Source organism: Bradyrhizobium sp. LTSPM299 (assembly GCF_000938235.1).
Classification (GTDB): Bacteria; Pseudomonadota; Alphaproteobacteria; order Rhizobiales; family Xanthobacteraceae; genus Bradyrhizobium.
This window is the reverse complement of the sequence record NZ_JYMU01000043.1, coordinates 19,065-36,387: the sequence shown is the minus strand read 5'-3', so window position 1 is coordinate 36,387 and position 17,323 is coordinate 19,065. Positions and strand designations below refer to the sequence as shown.

The window sequence follows — 17,323 nt, the reverse complement described above, 5'->3', positions numbered from 1 at the left end:
CACGCGCGCCGCGGCCTGCGATTCCCGTATGTTTTAGTTACACAGACCTGTGTAATCAGTCTATACATGGGCTCTCCTGTCAAGCGAAGAGGATCACGGCCGGCGCATGGCTTCCCCGCCTCCCAAACAGACCATGAAAGAGCGGATCCTCGAGACCGCCGACAAGCTCTTCTATCTGCAGGGCATTCGTGCGATTGGCGTCGACACCATCGCGGCCGAGATCGGGATCAGCAAGCGGACGCTGTACAACCACTTCCCGTCGAAAGACGCGCTGATCGCAGCCTATCTGCAGCGCCGCTTCGTGCAGCCTCGCCCCTCCGACAAGCCGCCGGAAGAGCAGATCCTTGCGACCTTCGATTCGCTGGAGCGGCGCTTTGCAGCCAAGGATTTTCGCGGCTGCCCGTTCGTCAACGCGGTGGCCGAGCTTGGACCGGACGACCGCGGCGTCAAGAAGATCGCCATTGCCTTCAAGGAAAGCCGCCGCGTCTGGTTTCGCGATCTGCTGACACAGCTCGGCGTCGCCGATGCCGAGGGGCTTGCGACCCAGCTTGTGCTGCTTGTGGACGGCTCGATCGCCCAGGACCTGGTGCGCGACGATCCGGCGATGGCGCGGGCGGCCAAGGAAGCCGCGCGAGTGCTGTTGGCAAATGCCGGGGTGACGGTCGGCAAATCCAGTCCCGCGGCGAAGACGCGCGCCGGCTGAATTCGGTTGCGTCCCGAACTCCGGTTTGGTTGTTAGCACTGACCGCGCGACGATATCGCCAGAAGGATATTCCGCCCGGCGAGATTGTCGGACAAGCGCGACAGCAGCGATTCAACGAGGAGCGACCATGGAAGACCTGAAGGTGACCGCCACCGGCTACGATTTTGCGCCGGCGCGCGCGGCCATGCAGCGCTACATCGACGACGATCTGCTGTCCGGCATCTCGTCCGCGGTCATGGTCGGCCGCGAACTCGTCGACGTCAGCTGCGTCGGATGGGCGGACAAGGAAGCGCAGATTCCGCTGCGCACCGACCACATCTTCCGCGTCTTCTCCAACACCAAGCTGATCACCTCCTGCGCGGCGCTGCTGCTGTTCGAGGAAGGCCGCCTCAAGCTCGACGACCCCGTCGGAAAATTCATCCCTCCGCTCGGCAATCGCAAGGTCTTGCGGCCAGGCGCGACGTCGATCGACGACACCGAGCCCGCCAAAAGCTCGATCACCATCCGCCAGTTGCTGAGCCACAGCTCCGGTCTGAGCTACGGCTTCTTCGACCCCGGCACCGTCATCTTCAAGGCTCTCAACGAGCGCGGGGTCCACAATCCCAACACGACCTTGGCTGACATGGTGGAGGTGCTGGCTGACCTGCCGCTGATCTATCACCCGGGCACGTCGTGGGAGTATTCTCTCGCGATCGACGTGGTGGCGCGGCTGGTGGAAGTCATCAGCGGCCAGACCTTCGACAAGTTCATCAAGGCGCGGATTCTCGATCCGCTCGGCATGGTCGATACCGGCTTCGTCGTTCCGGAAAAGGATCACGGCCGGCTCGTCGCGTACTACGCCGGCGCGGATCTGATGGAGCCGATGAAGCCGGGCCTTACCCGCACCGACAATGCGCCGTTCCCCGGCGCCTATCTGCGCCCGGTCGCAAGGCTCAATGGCGGCGGCGGCCTGGTTTCGACACTGCCCGACATGGTGGCTCTGATCCGCAGCCTGCTGCCGGGCGGACCGACCCTGCTCAAGCCGGACACGATTGCGCAGGCGATGACCAACCAGCTCACGCCGGGACAATGGATCCGTTTCGCGATGATGGGCGAGCAGCCCGGCAAGGTGCACGGACTCGCCGGCGGCCTGATCCAGACGCCCTCGCCGATCGATCATCCCGACGCGGCCGGCGAGTTCTATTGGGGCGGCGTGGCCGGCACGCAATGGTGGATTTCGCCGAACGCCAATATCGCAGGCGTGATGATGGCGCAGCGCCAGATGGCGTTCGTCCATCCGTTCTCGTTCGAGTTCAAGCGGATGGCGTATGACGCGGTGAAACGCGGGCGTTAGGCGGCCGCGCTTTACGCCGCGGCCGAAACCACCCGGTTGCGGCCGTCGTGCTTGGCGCGGTAGAGCGCGGTGTCGGCGCGCTTGAGCACGTCGGCGACCGGCTCGCCCTTGCGTTCCAGCGTGGTGAGGCCGATCGAGATCGTGACGTCGATCCGCTTGTTGCCCTTGTCGACGGCAAAGGTCTCGCCGGCGATCGAGCGGCGCAGCCGCTCGGCAACCATGCCGGCGACGTGCAGGTCGGTTTCCGGCATCACGATCACGAATTCTTCGCCGCCGTAGCGGCAGGCGAGATCGATGCCGCGGATCGACTTGCGGATGCGGACCGCGAATTCGCGCAGCACGTCGTCGCCGGCGTCGTGACCATAGGTGTCGTTGATCGCCTTGAAGTAATCGATGTCGAGGATCATCAGCGCCAACGGCTTGCCGCGCGTCGAGGCCTGCTCGGCGAGCGTGCCGAGATGGCTTTCCATGTAGCGGCGGTTATGCAGCCCGGTCAGCGCGTCGGTGATCGCCATTTCGATCGAGTTCTGCACGTTGTCGCGCAAATGGTCGGTGTAGCGGCGGCGGCGGATCTGGGTCCGCGCCCGCGCCAGCAGCTCGTTCTTGTCGACCGGGCGGAGCAGATAGTCGTTGACGCCGATCTCGAGCCCGCGCATCAGCCGCGCGTTGTTGTCGGCATCCGAGATCGCGAGAATCGGGACCTGGCGCGTGCGCTCCAGCGAGCGCGCCTGGCTGCACAGGCGCAAGCCGTCGTAATTGTTGAGGCCGAGCGACACGATCAGCAGGTCGTAGTTGCCCTCGGCTGCATGGAACAGCGCTTCCGACGGATTGACTTCGACATCGACGGTGTGCTCGGCGGACAGGATCGGCGCCAGCTTCTCATAGGACGACGGCCGGTCGTCGACCAGCAGGATGCGGCCGCCCATCCCCTTGTCGGCGATCGCGCTGCGCTCGGGCGCCTGCATGCCGATCTCGAGCGAGGTGATGGCGCGCGTGCGCAGCTCATCGGTCATCATCTTCAGCCGGGTCAGCGAACGCACCCGCGCGATCAGCACGACGTCGGACACCGGTTTGGTCAGGAAATCATCGGCGCCAGCCTCGAGGCCACGAACCCGATCGGAGGGACTGTCCAGCGCGGTGACGATGACGACGGGAATGAAATGGGTCGCCGGATTGGACTTCAGACGGCGGCAGACCTCGAACCCGTCCATGTCGGGCATCATGACGTCGAGCAGGATGATGTCGCACTCGGCGCGGGTGCAGATGTCCAGCGCCTCGGTCCCGTTGGCCGCGGTCAGCACATCGAAATATTCGGCCGACAGCCGGGCTTCCAGCAGCTTGACGTTCGCCGGAACGTCATCGACGACGAGGATACGCGCGGACATCGAACCACTACTCCCCTATCCGATAAAGCGTCGGACAGTCTCAATGAATTTCCCGACCGAGATCGGCTTGGACAAATAGGCCTCGCAGCCGCCTTCGCGGATACGTTCTTCATCACCCTTCATCGCGAAGGCGGTGACCGCGACCACCGGAATCGCACGCAGTTCGGGATCGTCCTTGATCCAGCGCGTGACTTCGAGGCCGGACACTTGCGGCAACTGGATATCCATCAGGATCAGATCGGGGCGCAGCTTGCGGACGAGATCGAGCGCCTCGAAACCATTGCTGGTGCCCGAGGTCTGATAGCCATGCGCTTCCAACAGATCGCGAAAGAGCTTCATATTGAGCTCGTTGTCCTCCACGATCAGGACGGTTTTGGCCATCCCGTCCCTCCCAAATCTCGAGAACGGGCCCGCCTGCGGTGCATCACGCACCGCGCTTGGGGCGCGTTGAAAATGTGAATTCAAACTAGCGCCAGAATCGCTCTAACCCGTTAACCCCACAGTACAACTTCCGCAGCGTGGTTTCCGTTGCTTGAATACGCTTGGAAGACTCGGGCATGATGGGCCTCTCATTAGAGACCATAAGTTAACGGAAAGGCAAACCGGCGCTTTGAAAAAGCCTGTTCACAACCCTCGGGAAGTCGCTGAAATCGTTGCGATTCAGGCGCTGAGCTTCATTGCCAGCGATCCTGAACGTCTAGGGTTGTTTCTGGCCGAGAGTGGAATCGGGCCGGAGACGTTGCGGAACGCGGCGTCCGATCCTCAATTTCTCGCGAGCGTGCTCGATTTCGTGATGCGCGACGATGCCACAGTGAAGGCCTTCGCTGCGGCCTCGGAACTGCACCCGACCAACATTGCCGCCGCCCATCAGGCGCTGGGTGATCCGCAGTGGGAGCGCGACGTGCCGTGACGGCGGCGGCGCCAACTTTCGACGGCCCCCTCAGTTTCTGCCGAGACTGCCTCGGCGATCTCGACCTCAAGGCGAAGCGGTGCAGCCATTGCGGCTCACCGCGGCTGGTGCGCCATCGCACCCTCCCCGCGCTGGCGCTGGCGCATATCGACTGCGACGCGTTCTACGCCACGGTCGAAAAGCGCGACAATCCTGAGATCGCCGACCGGCCGGTCATCATCGGCGGCGGCAAGCGCGGCGTCGTGTCGGCGGCCTGCTACATCGCCCGCACCTACGGCGTCCGCTCGGCGATGCCGATGTTCAAGGCGCTCGATCTCTGCCCGGGCGCGGCCGTGATCCGGCCGGACATGGCGAAATATGTCCGGGTCGGGCGCGAGGTGCGCCACGCCATGCAAGCGCCGACGCCGCTGGTCGAGCCGCTGTCGATCGACGAGGCCTTCCTCGATCTGTCCGGCACCCAGCGCGTCCACGGCATGATCCCGGCCAAGGTGCTGGCGAAATTCGCGCGTGATGTCGAGCGCGATATCGGGATCACGGTGTCGGTCGGCCTGTCCTGCAACAAGTTCCTGGCCAAGATCGCCTCCGATCTCGACAAGCCCCGCGGCTTTGCCACGCTCGACCAGGGGGAAGCTCGCGAGATGCTGGCCGGCAAGCCGGTCGGCTTCATCTATGGCGTCGGACCGGCGACGCAGGAGAAACTGGTGCAGCGCGGCTTCCGAATCATCGCCGACCTGCAGCGCGCCGACGAGACCGAGCTGATGAAGCAGTTCGCCAGCGAAGGCCGCCGGCTGTGGCGGCTGGCGCGCGGCATCGACGATCGCCCGGTGGTGGCCGATCGCGGCGCCAAGGCGATCTCGAGCGAGACCACGTTCGAGACCGACATCCGCGATTTTGCGACACTGGAAAAACTGCTCTGGATACTGTCCGAAAAAGTCTCGGCGCGGCTGAAGGCCAGCGATCTCTCCGGCTGCACCATCACGCTGAAGCTGAAGACCGCGGACTTCCGCCAGCGCACCCGCTCGCAGTCGATCCAGACCCCGACGCAGCTCGCCGCCAAGATCTTTGCCGTGTCGCGCGAGATGCTGGCGAAGGAGATCGACGGCACCGCCTTCCGCCTGATGGGCACCGGCGTCAGCGCGCTGCGGCCCGGCACACAGGCCAATGACGCCGACATGCTCGACCGCCGCTCCGCCCACGCCGAACGCGCGATCGACAGCCTGCGCAAGAAGTTCGGCAGTGCCGCCGTGATCAGGGGCATTGCCTATGACGGGCCGGAGAAACCGGCGGAGGAGTAGGCGCAGCAGTGGGAAATCGTAGGGTGGGAAAGCCAACGGGTCGCGCGAATGCGCGCCCGATGACAGGCTCCGCGTGCCCACCTTCGCGAGCATGGGTTGGATGGTCGGCACGGCGCTTCGCGCCTTTGCCCACCCTACGCAGTTGAACTCGCTGCTCAACCATCATCGCAATGACGTGGAGAGAGCGAACTCAATCCACCACCGCCACCGCCTCGATCTCGATTAGCCATTCCGGAGCCGCGAGCGCGGAGACGCCGACGAGCGTAGAGGCCGGCGGCTCCATGCCCTCGAAGAACACCGAGCGCGCCTTGCCGATGATCGGACGGAACTCTGGCTTATAGCCGACGACGAAGGTGGTGATCTTGACGATGTTGGTGTAGGTCGCGCCGGCGGCTTTGAGTGCCAGGCCGATATTGTGCATCACCTGTGTCGTCTGTGCGGCGAGGTCACCGGGACCGACCAGCCGTCCCTCGTCGTCGGTGGATACCTGTCCCGCGATATAAATCGTGCGTGCGCCCGAGGCGACGACGACGTGGGAGTAGGCCGGATTGTGGTGAAGGCCGCTGGGGCGAAGATGGTCGAGCTTGCTCATGTTTGTGCCTCCCTGACGTGTTTGATTGAGGCGGAGCGTAGCCGGGTCCACGATTGGAACCAAGCGTTCCGTCATTGCGAGCGAAGCGAAGCAATCCATGCTTCAGCGCATACGGGACGATGGATTGCTTCGTCGCTACGCGCTCCTCGCAATGACGTGGTTAGAGCGCCATCACGCTTCGTCGTCACTTGCAGGGCTTGGAATCCTTGACGTCGAACTTGCCCATCGCGCCCGAGATCACAAAATCGTTGTAGTCCAGTACCAGCGCGCGGGAGACGCCGTTCTCGTAGAGTTCGAACGACATCGCATAGACCGGCGTCTGCTCACCGTCCTTCGCCCTGGCGTCGCGGTCGTAATAGCTCACGGTCACCGGCCAGCGCGTCATCGACTTCATCACGTCGTTCGACGTCGACGGATCGGGCGATGCGGGGGCGTGGTCGCCCGGGATCGGTTGGCCGATCACCGACAGCGTGTTGTAGATCTTCTCGCCATTGTCGGAGCCGTCATAGACGGTGAGTTCGAGCACCGACTTGCCGGCGCGGGCCGCGGCGATGATGTGCTGGATCTGGTCGGTCGGGAACACGGTGTTGCCGTCGAGATCGAAGGTCTTCTTTACCGGCTCGGTGAGCTTCACGGTGATGTGGTCGCCGACCCGCTCGGCCACGCCGTCGACCGGCGCGGCATCGCTGTCGTTCATGCGGGTGTCGATCTTGAACCGGTAGCTCTTGCCCGCGGCATCCTCCCAGGACGTCGAGCGCAGATCGGAGAGCGTCACCTTGCCCTCGCCGCTGTCGAGTTCGGACACCTGGCGGAACTCAGACGTGTAGCCTTCGCAGGAACTGCCCGAGAAATTGTAGAGGATGCGCCCGCGCGCATCGCTGATCGCGTTGTTGCCGCGCGATTTGACCAGGCTCAGTTCGTAGAGCGCCTGGTGCGAGAGAAACACCCCGCTGGCGGCGGCGGCGGCCGGCCCGTGCGCCCAGCCGGATCCTGCAACGACGGCGAACGTCAGCGCCAGGGCACGCGACGGATTCCGGAATGGCAGGATCATGGCTTCTCCTCGATGCCGCGGCGACTTGCCACAATAGAGACGGCCCTATTGCGCCGCAACTGGGGCGATGTCACAAAAAGGTAACGGGCGGGTACGGCAATGCCGACTTTTTCGGCACCTTTCCGTGTGATTTCGCACAGATCGGCAGAAATGTTCGCGAAGCCCCCTCGCTTGCAACCAACGCCGCGATGCGCGAAACAATGCCCGGCCTGAGCGCGTTCAGGCAACAAATCATCCAACCGGGAACAAGAACATGGCAGGTACGGTCGAACAGAAGCTGACGGCACAGGGCATCACGCTGCCGGAGCCCGCCTCCCCGGTCGCGAACTATGTGCCCTTCGTCCGCAGCGGCAACCTGCTGTTCGTGTCCGGCCAGGTCTGCTTCGGCGCCGACGGCAAGCTGATCGCCAAGGGCAAGCTCGGGGCCGGCGTCACCCTCGAGCAAGGCGCGGCCGCGGCGCGCGGCTGCGCGATCAACCTGCTGGCGCAGGTCAAGGCCGCGCTTGGCGATCTCGACAAGGTGGTGCGCGTGGTCCGGCTCGGCGGCTTCATCAATTCGACACCCGACTTCCTCGACGGACCGAAGGTGCTGAACGGCGCCTCCGACCTGATGGTCGCAGCCTTCGGCGACAAGGGCCGTCACGCCCGCACCACGGTCGGCGTCGCCTCGCTGCCCGCGGATGCGGCGGTCGAAGTCGATGGCATCTTCGAAGTCGCCTGATATCGATGCGCGCGCCTGATTGGCTGACCCAGCGGCCAGTCGCCCATCGCGGCCTGCACAACGCCGCACGCGGCATCATCGAGAACATGCCGGCCGCCGCGCAAGCCGCGGTGGCCGGCAATTTCGCCATCGAGTGCGATATCCAGCTCACCGCCGACGGCGAGGCAATGGTTCATCACGACGATGCACTCGGCCGCCTCACCGAAGGCTCGGGCGCGCTGCTGACCAAAACCGCGGCGGAACTGAAGGCGGTCACGTTCAAGAATACGCCCGAGCAGATGATGACGCTCGGCGATCTCTGCGCGTTGGTGGCCGGCCGCGTACCGCTGATTGTCGAGGTGAAGAGCCATTTCGACGGCGACCGCAAGCTGGTGCGGCGGATGGTGCAGGTGCTGTCATCCTATTCCGGCCCGGTGGTCGGCATGTCCTTTGACCCCGACCAAGTGCTGGCGCTGCGCGAGATCATGCCCGCCTTGCCGCGCGGCATCACTGCCCAGCGCACCTATGATGACGACGGCTCCTGGGCCAAACTGACGGAGGCGCAGCGCGACAGCATGCTCCATCTGCGCCACGGCTTCCGCACCGAGCCGCATTTCGTCGCCTTCTGGGTCAACCAACTCCCGGCGCCGGCGCCCTGGATCGCGCGAAATGTCTTCGGCTGCCCGCTGCTGGCCTGGACCGTACGCACCACAGAACAGCGCGAGCGCGCGGCGCGCCACGCCGACCAGATGATTTTCGAGGGGTTCGTCCCGGGAACCTGACATGCCCCTTGCAGCCTTGAAGTCGTCGCTGCGATGCACGATCTTGGCTAGGGTTGGTCGCCGCGCGCGATCATTGATCGCAAGATGGGACCGGTCTCAATTCTCGATGGCGTCATCTGAAATCACCCTCGAAGCTGTTCCTGATATCAGCGACATTACGGCTGCGGAGTGGGACGCCTGCGCCAATCCCAAGCCGAATCCCGACAGTCTTGATAATCTGGATACGCTGGGCTCGCCCGGTTCAGCAAGAGATTGCCAGACGACCTCAAAGCCGGCCTACAACCCGTTCGTTTCCCATGCCTTTTTCGCTGCCGCCGAAGCCTCCAATTCGGCCTGCGCGCGGACCGGCTGGGGCCCGCGGCATCTGGTGGCGAAGCTCGATGGCAAAATCGTCGGCGTGGTGCCCTGCTATCTGAAATCGCACTCGCAGGGCGAATACGTGTTCGACCGCGGCTGGGCCGAGGCCTATCACCGCGCCGGCGGCAGCTACTATCCGAAGCTGCAGGTCTCCGTGCCCTTCACGCCCGCGACCGGGCCGAGGCTGTTGATCCGCGACGGCGTCGACCGCGACCAGATCGGCGCGGCGCTGGCGCGGGGTTTAAGGGCGCTCTGCAACGCCACCGAGGCCTCCTCCGTGCACGTGACATTTGCCCGCGAGGAGGAGGCAAAATTCCTCGGCGAGCACGGTTTTCTGCAGCGAACCGACCAGCAGTTCCACTGGCACAATGACGGCTACAAGACCTTCGATGATTTCCTCGCCACCCTGAACTCCCGCCACCGCAAGGCGATCAAGCGCGAGCGCCGCGAGGCGGTTACTGCCGGGATCACCATCCACCATTTGACCGGCGCTGACATTACCGAGGAGGCGTGGGACGCGTTCTTCGAGTTCTACATGGACACCGGCTCACGCAAATGGGGCCGGCCGTATTTGACCCGAAAGTTCTTCTCGCTGATCGGCGACAGCATGAGCCGCGACGTGCTGCTGGTGATGGCCAAACGCGACGGACGTTGGATCGCCGGCGCGATCAATTTCATCGGCTCGGACACGCTGTTCGGCCGCAACTGGGGTGCGGTCGAGCACCACCCGTTCCTGCATTTCGAAGTTTGCTACTACCAGGCGATCGATTTCGCGATCCAGCGCGGGCTGAAGGTGGTCGAGGCCGGCGCGCAAGGCGAACACAAGCTGGCACGCGGCTACCTGCCGCAGATTACCCATTCGGCGCATTACATCGCCGATCCCGGACTGCGCAAAGCGATCGCCGATTACCTCAAGCGCGAGCGCGACTATGTCGCCGAGGTCGGTCGCGAGCTCGCTGACGCCGGCCCGTTCAGGAAGACCGACGACGACGCCTGACGTTTCTGATAGCACCAAAAAGAAGACCTGAGCCGAGGAGCCGCAACCATGACCGCCTATGACCCGCAAAACCCCTTCGCAAAGATCCTGCGCGGCGAATTCCCCTGCTACAAGGTCTATGAGGACGAGCACGTGCTCGCATTCCTCGACATCATGCCGCGCTCGCCAGGCCATACGCTTGTGATCCCGAAGGCCCCTGCCCGCAACATCCTCGACATCAAGCCCGATGATTACGCCCATGTCGCCCGGGCCGCTCACAAGATCGCCTCTGCGGCGATGAAGGCCTACAACGCCGACGGCATCACCGTGCAGCAGTTCAACGAGCCCGCCGGTGGCCAGGTCGTGTTCCACCTGCACATGCATGTGATGCCGCGGCATGATGGTGTCGCGCTGCTGCCGCCCGCCAGCAAGAAGGAAGATGGCAAGGTGCTGGAGGAGAATGCGGCGAAGCTGATCGCGGCGCTGAAGTAACCCCACTGTCGTCATTCCGGGGCGCGCCACTTGGCGCGAGCCCGGAATCCATTCATCCACAAACTCCGAAACAACTGGCGACCGAACCTGCGGCGCCATGGATTCCGGGTTCGTCGCTGCGCGACGCCCCGGAATGACGGCTTACTCCGTCTCAAAGTCCCCTGCCTGCGGCGGCGCCAGCGGAGTGAACTCGCACCTGTCTGGCTTGACGTCGATCAGCGGCGTCTCGTCGAGGCAGTCGAGGCCGCGCACCAGGATGACGTTGCCCTCGACGGCGACCAGCTTCACGATCGAGGTCCCGATCGGATTGGGGCGTACCGGCGAGCGCAGCGAGAAGGTGCCGCGGGTGTTGCCGTTGTTCTTCGGGCTCTGCAGCACGATGTCGCGGCGCGACTGGTGCAGCCAATAGAGCACTTCGAGGTTGCTATAGAAATCGACGCCCTTGAGCGCGGCAGTCCAGGGCTCGAAGATCTCGAGCCGGCACACCGGGCCGTCATGCCGTCCCTGCCGCGGCGTCGCCAGCCGCGAGGTCCAGGGGGTGCGGATACGGCCGATGAAGACGAGGCCGGCATCACGCGCCGACGGCATGTCGACGGCAATCTCGCCCTGGCGCAATTCCATTTCACGTACCATGTCTCAGTCCAACGATATGTTCAGCGTCTTGACCACTTGCGCCCAGCGCGCGCGATCGGCGTCCACGAATTGATCGATCTCGGCCTGGCTCTTCGGACGCAGCGGCGGAAAACCGATCCGAACCAGCGAAGCGCGAAATGCCTCGTCGTTCAAGGCCCGGTCGAGGCTCGCCTTGATCTTATCAGCGACGTCGTCAGACAGTTTCGACGGCGCCGCAATACCATACCAGACGCTGACGGCATAATCGGGATAGCCGCTCTCGGCAATCGTCGGCACGTCCGGCACATCGGCAACGCGCTGGGGCGAGCTGACGCCGAGCGCGCGCAGCAGGCCTGACCTGACCGGCGGCAGCGCGGTGCCGAGCGTATCGAACATCAGCTGGATATTGCCTGAGAGCAAGTCGGTCAGCGCAGGTCCTGCGCCCTTATAGGGCACGTGCGTCATCTCAATACCTGCCATCTGCTTGAACATCTCACCAGCTAGATGAACCGTGCCGCCGGTGCCGGCCGATCCGAAATTGAGCTTGCCCGGATTTTTCTTCGCATAGGCGACGAACTCGGCGATCGTCGTGGCGGGCACCGAAGGGCTCACTTCCATAATCATCGGCGCATCGGTGATGACAGCCAGCACCCGCAAATCCCTGGGATCGTAAGAGAGCTTCTTGTAGAGCAGCGGATTGAGCACGAAGATCGAGGCCGCCGTCACGAACAGCGTGTAGCCGTCGGGATCGGAGCGCGCCACGGCTTCTGCGCCGATCGCACCCTGCGCGCCGGCCTTGTTCTCGACGATGACCGTCTGTTTGAGGTCACGCCCGAGATATTCACCGACGATACGGCCGAGCACATCGGTCGGTCCGCCCGCGGCATAGGGCACGACGAGCTTGATTGGTCGCGTCGGATAGTCGGCGGCGTGGCCCTGCGGCGCTGTCGCAAGTGCAGCGACAAGACCGACGATGAATGCTGACGCCAGCCATTTCATGCCGTTTCCCCTGTTGTTATTTCTCGGGCGCGACAGTAGCGGAATATGCGGTCACCGCAAAAGCTCACGCCTTGTTCTTCAGCACAAAGCACGCCCCGCCTGCCTTGCGGATGCGGCTGCAGAGGCCGTCGGCCTCGGGGCGCGTGTCGGTGCCGATGCGAACCTGGTAGAAAGTGGCGCTGCCGCGGGTGCGCAGGCGGGAGCTCAACAGGCTCGGGTCCTGGTCGCCGATCACGGCGGACAGCCGCTTGATGGCGCGGGCATACATTGCGAGCGCCTTGTCGCGGCTGAAGCCGGCGGCGAGCTGCACGCCCCAGAGTCTGGCGGCTGACAGCGTGACGTGCTGCTCGAGCCCGGCCACGAATGGATTCAGCGCACGCGTCAACAGCGCCATCAGTTCGCGGCAGCTCGACGTCGGCGCGCGATCGGGCATCTTGCCGGTGCGGCCGGCGGCAGCCCAGTCGTCGACGCTGGAGCCGGTGATCGCGAACACGTAAGCGCGCGTCTGCTGCGGCATGTATCCGGTACCGTCAAGCCATTCCTGGATCCGCCGCGGGCCGGCATTGTAGGCGGCAGCGGCAAGGCCGAGATTGCCGAACTGGCCGCGCAACTCGCTCAGGAACTCGGCCGATTTCGGCAGCGCCTGCACCGGATTGAAGGGATCGAGCAGCCCGCGCTCGTTGGCCGTCCCCGGCATGAACTGCGCGATGCCCTGCGCGCGCTCGCCGCTGCGGGTGACCGGCCCCACAGCATCGGACTGGAATCGGCTCTCCTGCCAGATCACGCGGGCGAAGTATTCGAGCGGCAGGTCGTTGGCCCGCGCCGCCGACTCGATCATCAGGCACATCGCCTCGCGGGTGTCGCTCTCGTGCGCGCCGTCAACCGGCTTCTCCGGCGGAATCGCGAGCTCCTCGACGCTCGGCCGCGCGTACCGGGGCGCGTCTTCCGCGCCGGCGCCGATCGGCGAGGCCAGCATCGCAAGCATGCCCAGTCCGGCGCACAGGCCTGTTCGCATCGCAATTCTGCTCCGCGCAGCGCGGCTTGACACCGCGAGCCCCTGGTCTAGCTATGGCTGACAATGATGGCGCGCAAAAGGGAGCGTAACATGGCCGCATCTTCCGACGACCAGCTCGGCTTCGCGCCCGACGACGACGCCCCAATCGGCTACATGAAGCGCACCCGCGACTATTACACGGCGATCGGCTACACGACGCCCTATCGCTGGGCGCATTACACCTCCGCGCCGTTCCAGCCGCTGCAGAAGCCGCTCAAGCAGTCCCGCGTCGCCCTCATCACGACCGCGGCACCATTCGATCCCGCCAAAGGCGACCAGGGCCCCGGCGCGAAATACAATGGCGGCGCCAAATTCTATTCGGTCTATGACGGCGACACGTCGAAGCCGCACGACATGCGGATCTCCCACATCGCCTATGACCGCATACACACCTCGGCCACGGACAGCGGCACCTGGTTCCCGCTGGCGCAGCTCAAACACCTCGCCGAGGCCGGCCGGATCGGCGAGGTCGCGCCGCGCTTCTTCGGGGCGCCGACCAACCGCAGCCACCGCGTCACCATCGAGACCGATGCGCCCGAAATTCTGGAGCGCTGCCGTGCTGATGCTGTCGACGTCGCGGTGCTGGTGCCAAACTGCCCGGTGTGCCACCAGACCGTCAGCCTGGTCGCGCGGCACCTCGAGGCGAACGGCATCCCCACCGTCGTGATGGGCTGCGCCAAGGACATCGTCGAGCACGCCGCGGTGCCGCGCTTCCTGTTCTCCGACTTCCCGCTCGGCAACTCCGCCGGCAAGCCGCATGATGTGGCCTCGCAGGCCTTCACGCTGGAGCTGGCGCTGCGCGTGCTGGAGACCGCGCCTGCGGCGCAAACCACCGTGCAGTCGCCGCTGCGCTGGAGCGAGGATCATGCCTGGAAGCGCGACTACAGCAATGCCGACGCCCTCAGCCCCGAGGAGCTGGCGCGTCTGCGCCGCGAATTCGACGCCCAGAAGGAAATCGCCAAGGGCCTGCGCGTCGCGTAGACCCTGGCTTGTCTCAATGCGCCTCCACGAGCGACGAGGCCGGAGCGCGTGAAACACCTTCTGTGGCGCCCGCGTAACGTCGCGCCAGTGCCGCGCAGGTCATCAGCTGGATCTGATGGAACAGCATCAGCGGCAGCACGATCAATCCCACCGACTGCCCGGCGAGCAGCACGCTGGCCATCGGCAACCCACTCGCCAGGCTCTTCTTAGAGCCGCAGAACATGATGGCGATGCGGTCGGCGCGGGAGAAGCCGAGCAGCTGGCTGCCGAAATTGGTGATCAACAGCACCATGACGAGCAGGATCGCATCGATGCCGAGCACGGTCACCATCTGGGTCGCATTGACCTGGTGCCAGATGCCGTGGCTCACGCCGTCACTGAACGCGGTGTAGACGATCAGGAGGATCGAGCCGCGGTCGACCAGGCCGAGCAGCGTGTGATGCCTGGCAACAAAGCGCCCGATCAGCGGCCGCGACAATTGTCCCGCCACGAACGGCAGCAGCAGCTGGACCACGATGTCGAGCGCGGCATTGCCGGAGAACCCGCCATGGCTGGAAAGCAGGACGCCCGCCAGCAGTGGCGTCGCGACGATGCCGAGCAGGTTTGACGCGGTCGCCGAACACAGCGCCGCCGACACATTGCCGCGCGCGATCGAAGTGAAGGCGACCGACGACTGCACCGTCGACGGCAGGATGCAGATCAGGATCACGCCCGCCCACAGCGCCGGCGTCAGCAGATGCGGCGCCAGCGCATGCGCCGCCAGCCCGAGCAACGGGAACAACGCGAACGTCGACAGGAAGATCACCAGATGCAGGCGCCAGTGCCGGGCGCCGACCAACGCCTCGGTCGTCGATAGCCTGGCGCCATGGAGGAAGAACAGCAGGGCGATGGCCGCCTCGGTGGCGTAGCCGCCGATGACGGTCCCCTGCCCGTGCAGCGGCAGCAGCGTGGCGAGACCGACCATGCCGACGATGGCGGCAATGTAGGGATCGACGGGGATAAATGATCGCAACCGGGTGGTGTTCATGGCGGGTTCCTTTCCGTCTCTGAAAGGTGCGCCCGAAGCCGCCGATTGTGAATTGCGCTTACCGATGTTACTGTCACTACGTTATGTAATGATAGGTGCCAGCCATGCTCGACCCGGCGCAGCTCGAAACCTTCCTCACCGTGGCGCAGACGCAGAACTTCACCGAGGCGGGCCGCCGCCTCGGCCTGAAGCAGTCGACGGTGAGCCAGCACATCCGCAAGCTCGAGGCCGAGACCGGCCGCCGCCTGTTCGTGCGCGACACCCATTCGGTGGTGCTCACGGCTGACGGCGAGGCGATGGTGGGTTTCGCGCGCCCGATCCTGGACGCCAATGCGCAGGCCCGCGACTACTTCGCAGGATCGCAGGTCCGCGGCAAGATCCGCTTCGGCGCCGCCGAGGATTTCGCCAATTCGCGCCTGCCGGACCTGCTGCGCGACTTTGTCCGCCGGCACCCGCAGGTCGATCTCGAACTGACGATCGGGCCGAGCGCCGTGCTCTACCAGCAACTCGATACTGGCGAGCTCGACCTCGTGCTGGGCAAGCGCCGCCCCGGCGACACGCAAGGGCAGTTGATCTGGCAGGACCGCCTGGTTTGGGCCGGCGCGCCCGGCTTCCGGCTTGATCCCGATCAGCCCCTGCCCCTGATCCTCTACGTGCCACCGAGCGTCACCCGCAGCGTGGTGCTCGAGGCTATGGAGCGGCTTCGGCGACCATGGCGCATCGTGTGTTCAAGCGGCAGTCTCAGCGGGCTGCGCGCCGCGGCGCTCGCCGGTCTCGGCGTCACACCACAAGCGCTGTCGTTGCTCCCCGATGGCCTCGTGGAGGTGACAGCCGCAGCGCTGCCGCCGCTCGGCCACGTCGAATTCGTGGTCCGCACGACGCGCAGGACCAGGCGCGGTCCTGCCGTCGAGCTGGCCCAGGCGATTACAACGCAGAGCAGCCGGCTGCGGCCATAGATCGATCAGCGCAACAGCAGACATCAGGCGGCCTGGACCGCGCCAAGCATTCCGGTCCGCTCGTGGCAGCCGAGATATTCGAAGAACTGCTCGTCGGCGGCGGCGACCGTGACCTCGTGATACAGCCTGAGCTTGGCGCTCGGCCCGAGCGTCGACAGGTACTTCATCGCGGCACCGAAAATCCTGACATGGGTCGGGTGCGATTCTGCCCAGCGCTCCAGCGTCGCCAGGCTCTTCCACCAGCTCTGGCCGTAGGATTTTTCGGTCAACCGGCCGTCCGCATCGACGACACGCATGTAGCGGTTGGCGTAGCAGCCGATCGGCCCGCCGTCATCGCGCAGGAAATCCATGCCCTCGCGCAGCACCGGCTCGACATCGTCGAGATACATCTTGCGTTCCGAATCTTCAGTGTCGCTCCAATCCTGTCCGGAGCGGATCAGGCAGAGATTGTCGTGTGCGACCACGCGGATGCGCGCACCGTCGCGGATGGCACGCGGCTCTCCGTTCGGCGCCATCGGGTCGGTCTGCGACAGCGGGATGCGATCGCGCATGCCGCCCCAATAGGCGTGCTCCTGCACCTCGCCGCTCATCCCGTCGGCGAGAACCGCGACACCCTCGGGACGCCCGAGCGACGAGAACAGCGTTTCGTAGCGCTCGACATGCGGCCGCAGCACCTCGATGAAGCGGCCGACGCCATCTGAGGCGCCGCTGCCGGTCCAGGCCTCGCGTGCCTGTTCGAACCAGGCATCGAAGCGCGCAGCATCGTCCCAATAGGCGACCGAGACGACATTGGTGAAGCCGGCCTGATCGACATATTGCGCGCGGTCCCAATGCGTGGGCCCATTGTCCGCGGCAAAGCGCGCGACAATCTGCGCCAGCGCCTCGGTCGCAGCGGCCGTCGGTTCGCCACGATACTGTACCCCGAAATAGGCCATGATCACGCTCAAGACCGCGGGCTTGTGGCGCGCGACGAAGGACGGATAAGGCGGCGCGTAGTCGTCAGGCACGCGCCGGTGACGGGACCGTGCCGTCTCCAGATGGGATGGAATGGCGGATTCCATGGCAGTCGCCTCCGGTTGGGTTGTGCAGAGCGTTTTCGAGCGAAGTGGATACCGGTT

The 17,323-nt window shown here is 64.9% G+C and carries 19 protein-coding genes; 10 read left to right on the top strand and 9 right to left on the bottom strand.

The features are described 5' to 3' along the window. Nucleotides 1-106: 106 nt before the first annotated feature. Nucleotides 107-703, top strand: a complete 597-nt coding sequence (locus UP10_RS21115) for a TetR/AcrR family transcriptional regulator (protein WP_044589216.1) — start codon at nucleotides 107-109, stop codon at nucleotides 701-703. Between the two features lie 127 nt (nucleotides 704-830). Then, the gene (locus UP10_RS21110; protein ID WP_156180194.1) at nucleotides 831-2,036 is read left to right on the top strand and encodes a serine hydrolase domain-containing protein; all 1,206 of its coding nucleotides are present in this window, start codon (nucleotides 831-833) and stop codon (nucleotides 2,034-2,036) included. Nucleotides 2,037-2,047: 11 nt separating this feature from the next. Here UP10_RS21110 and UP10_RS21105 read toward each other — a convergent pair whose 3' ends face one another. Both UP10_RS21105 and UP10_RS21100 read right to left on the bottom strand, forming a co-directional pair. Continuing rightward, nucleotides 2,048-3,421 carry a PleD family two-component system response regulator gene (locus UP10_RS21105; protein ID WP_044589215.1) on the bottom strand — a complete coding sequence of 458 codons (1,374 nt, stop codon included), beginning with the start codon at nucleotides 3,419-3,421 and terminating at the stop codon, nucleotides 2,048-2,050. Between the two features lie 15 nt (nucleotides 3,422-3,436). Continuing rightward, a complete protein-coding gene (locus tag UP10_RS21100; RefSeq protein ID WP_027538546.1) occupies nucleotides 3,437-3,802 on the bottom strand; it encodes a response regulator in 366 nt (121 codons plus the stop codon). A 229-nt stretch (nucleotides 3,803-4,031) separates the two neighbouring features. Between UP10_RS21100 and UP10_RS21095 the strand changes: the two genes are divergently transcribed. Continuing rightward, nucleotides 4,032-4,331: a DUF3572 domain-containing protein gene (locus UP10_RS21095; protein WP_044589214.1), complete on the top strand. Its 300-nt coding sequence runs from the start codon at nucleotides 4,032-4,034 to the stop codon at nucleotides 4,329-4,331. Next, a complete protein-coding gene (locus UP10_RS21090) occupies nucleotides 4,310-5,626 on the top strand; it encodes a DNA polymerase IV (protein WP_044589213.1) in 1,317 nt (438 codons plus the stop codon). The genes UP10_RS21095 and UP10_RS21090 overlap by 22 nt, the downstream gene beginning before the upstream one ends. Before the next feature lie 190 nt (nucleotides 5,627-5,816). Here the strand turns inward: UP10_RS21090 and UP10_RS21085 are convergent, their stop codons facing one another. Both UP10_RS21085 and UP10_RS21080 read right to left on the bottom strand, forming a co-directional pair. Beyond that, the gene (locus tag UP10_RS21085; RefSeq protein WP_044589212.1) at nucleotides 5,817-6,218 is read right to left on the bottom strand and encodes a RidA family protein; all 402 of its coding nucleotides are present in this window, start codon (nucleotides 6,216-6,218) and stop codon (nucleotides 5,817-5,819) included. A gap of 184 nt (nucleotides 6,219-6,402) precedes the next feature. After that, nucleotides 6,403-7,269: a cell envelope integrity EipB family protein gene (locus UP10_RS21080; RefSeq protein ID WP_082077204.1), complete on the bottom strand. Its 867-nt coding sequence runs from the start codon at nucleotides 7,267-7,269 to the stop codon at nucleotides 6,403-6,405. A 253-nt stretch (nucleotides 7,270-7,522) separates the two neighbouring features. On the opposite strand from UP10_RS21080, the gene UP10_RS21075 reads away from it, so the two are divergent. From UP10_RS21075 to UP10_RS21060, 4 genes are all read left to right on the top strand, one after another. Next, nucleotides 7,523-7,990 carry a RidA family protein gene (locus tag UP10_RS21075; RefSeq protein WP_044542763.1) on the top strand — a complete coding sequence of 156 codons (468 nt, stop codon included), beginning with the start codon at nucleotides 7,523-7,525 and terminating at the stop codon, nucleotides 7,988-7,990. Between the two features lie 5 nt (nucleotides 7,991-7,995). Continuing rightward, nucleotides 7,996-8,751 carry a glycerophosphodiester phosphodiesterase gene (locus UP10_RS21070; protein WP_044589211.1) on the top strand — a complete coding sequence of 252 codons (756 nt, stop codon included), beginning with the start codon at nucleotides 7,996-7,998 and terminating at the stop codon, nucleotides 8,749-8,751. Between the two features lie 106 nt (nucleotides 8,752-8,857). After that, the gene (locus UP10_RS21065; protein WP_044589210.1) at nucleotides 8,858-10,105 is read left to right on the top strand and encodes a GNAT family N-acetyltransferase; all 1,248 of its coding nucleotides are present in this window, start codon (nucleotides 8,858-8,860) and stop codon (nucleotides 10,103-10,105) included. Nucleotides 10,106-10,153: 48 nt separating this feature from the next. Beyond that, nucleotides 10,154-10,576, top strand: a complete 423-nt coding sequence (locus UP10_RS21060) for an HIT family protein (RefSeq protein WP_044589209.1) — start codon at nucleotides 10,154-10,156, stop codon at nucleotides 10,574-10,576. A 141-nt stretch (nucleotides 10,577-10,717) separates the two neighbouring features. Here the strand turns inward: UP10_RS21060 and tsaA are convergent, their stop codons facing one another. The 3 genes from tsaA to UP10_RS21045 all read right to left on the bottom strand — a co-directional run bounded on the left by tsaA (nucleotide 10,718) and on the right by UP10_RS21045 (nucleotide 13,172). Then, a complete protein-coding gene (tsaA, locus tag UP10_RS21055) occupies nucleotides 10,718-11,209 on the bottom strand; it encodes a tRNA (N6-threonylcarbamoyladenosine(37)-N6)-methyltransferase TrmO (RefSeq protein WP_044589208.1) in 492 nt (163 codons plus the stop codon). A gap of 3 nt (nucleotides 11,210-11,212) precedes the next feature. Next, nucleotides 11,213-12,187 carry a Bug family tripartite tricarboxylate transporter substrate binding protein gene (locus tag UP10_RS21050; protein WP_063775390.1) on the bottom strand — a complete coding sequence of 325 codons (975 nt, stop codon included), beginning with the start codon at nucleotides 12,185-12,187 and terminating at the stop codon, nucleotides 11,213-11,215. A 64-nt stretch (nucleotides 12,188-12,251) separates the two neighbouring features. Further along, a complete protein-coding gene (locus UP10_RS21045; RefSeq protein WP_044589207.1) occupies nucleotides 12,252-13,172 on the bottom strand; it encodes a lytic transglycosylase domain-containing protein in 921 nt (306 codons plus the stop codon). Between the two features lie 120 nt (nucleotides 13,173-13,292). Here UP10_RS21045 and UP10_RS21040 point away from each other — a divergent pair, with 120 nt between their 5' ends. Continuing rightward, a complete protein-coding gene (locus tag UP10_RS21040; RefSeq protein WP_044589206.1) occupies nucleotides 13,293-14,222 on the top strand; it encodes a glycine/sarcosine/betaine reductase selenoprotein B family protein in 930 nt (309 codons plus the stop codon). Between the two features lie 13 nt (nucleotides 14,223-14,235). On the opposite strand, the gene UP10_RS21035 is transcribed toward UP10_RS21040, so the two are convergent. Further along, a complete protein-coding gene (locus tag UP10_RS21035; protein ID WP_044589205.1) occupies nucleotides 14,236-15,249 on the bottom strand; it encodes a bile acid:sodium symporter family protein in 1,014 nt (337 codons plus the stop codon). A 104-nt stretch (nucleotides 15,250-15,353) separates the two neighbouring features. Here UP10_RS21035 and UP10_RS21030 point away from each other — a divergent pair, with 104 nt between their 5' ends. After that, nucleotides 15,354-16,205: a LysR family transcriptional regulator gene (locus UP10_RS21030; RefSeq protein ID WP_044589204.1), complete on the top strand. Its 852-nt coding sequence runs from the start codon at nucleotides 15,354-15,356 to the stop codon at nucleotides 16,203-16,205. Nucleotides 16,206-16,228: 23 nt separating this feature from the next. Here UP10_RS21030 and UP10_RS21025 read toward each other — a convergent pair whose 3' ends face one another. Further along, nucleotides 16,229-17,266 carry a phenylacetaldoxime dehydratase family protein gene (locus tag UP10_RS21025; protein ID WP_044589203.1) on the bottom strand — a complete coding sequence of 346 codons (1,038 nt, stop codon included), beginning with the start codon at nucleotides 17,264-17,266 and terminating at the stop codon, nucleotides 16,229-16,231. Nucleotides 17,267-17,323: the final 57 nt, after the last annotated feature.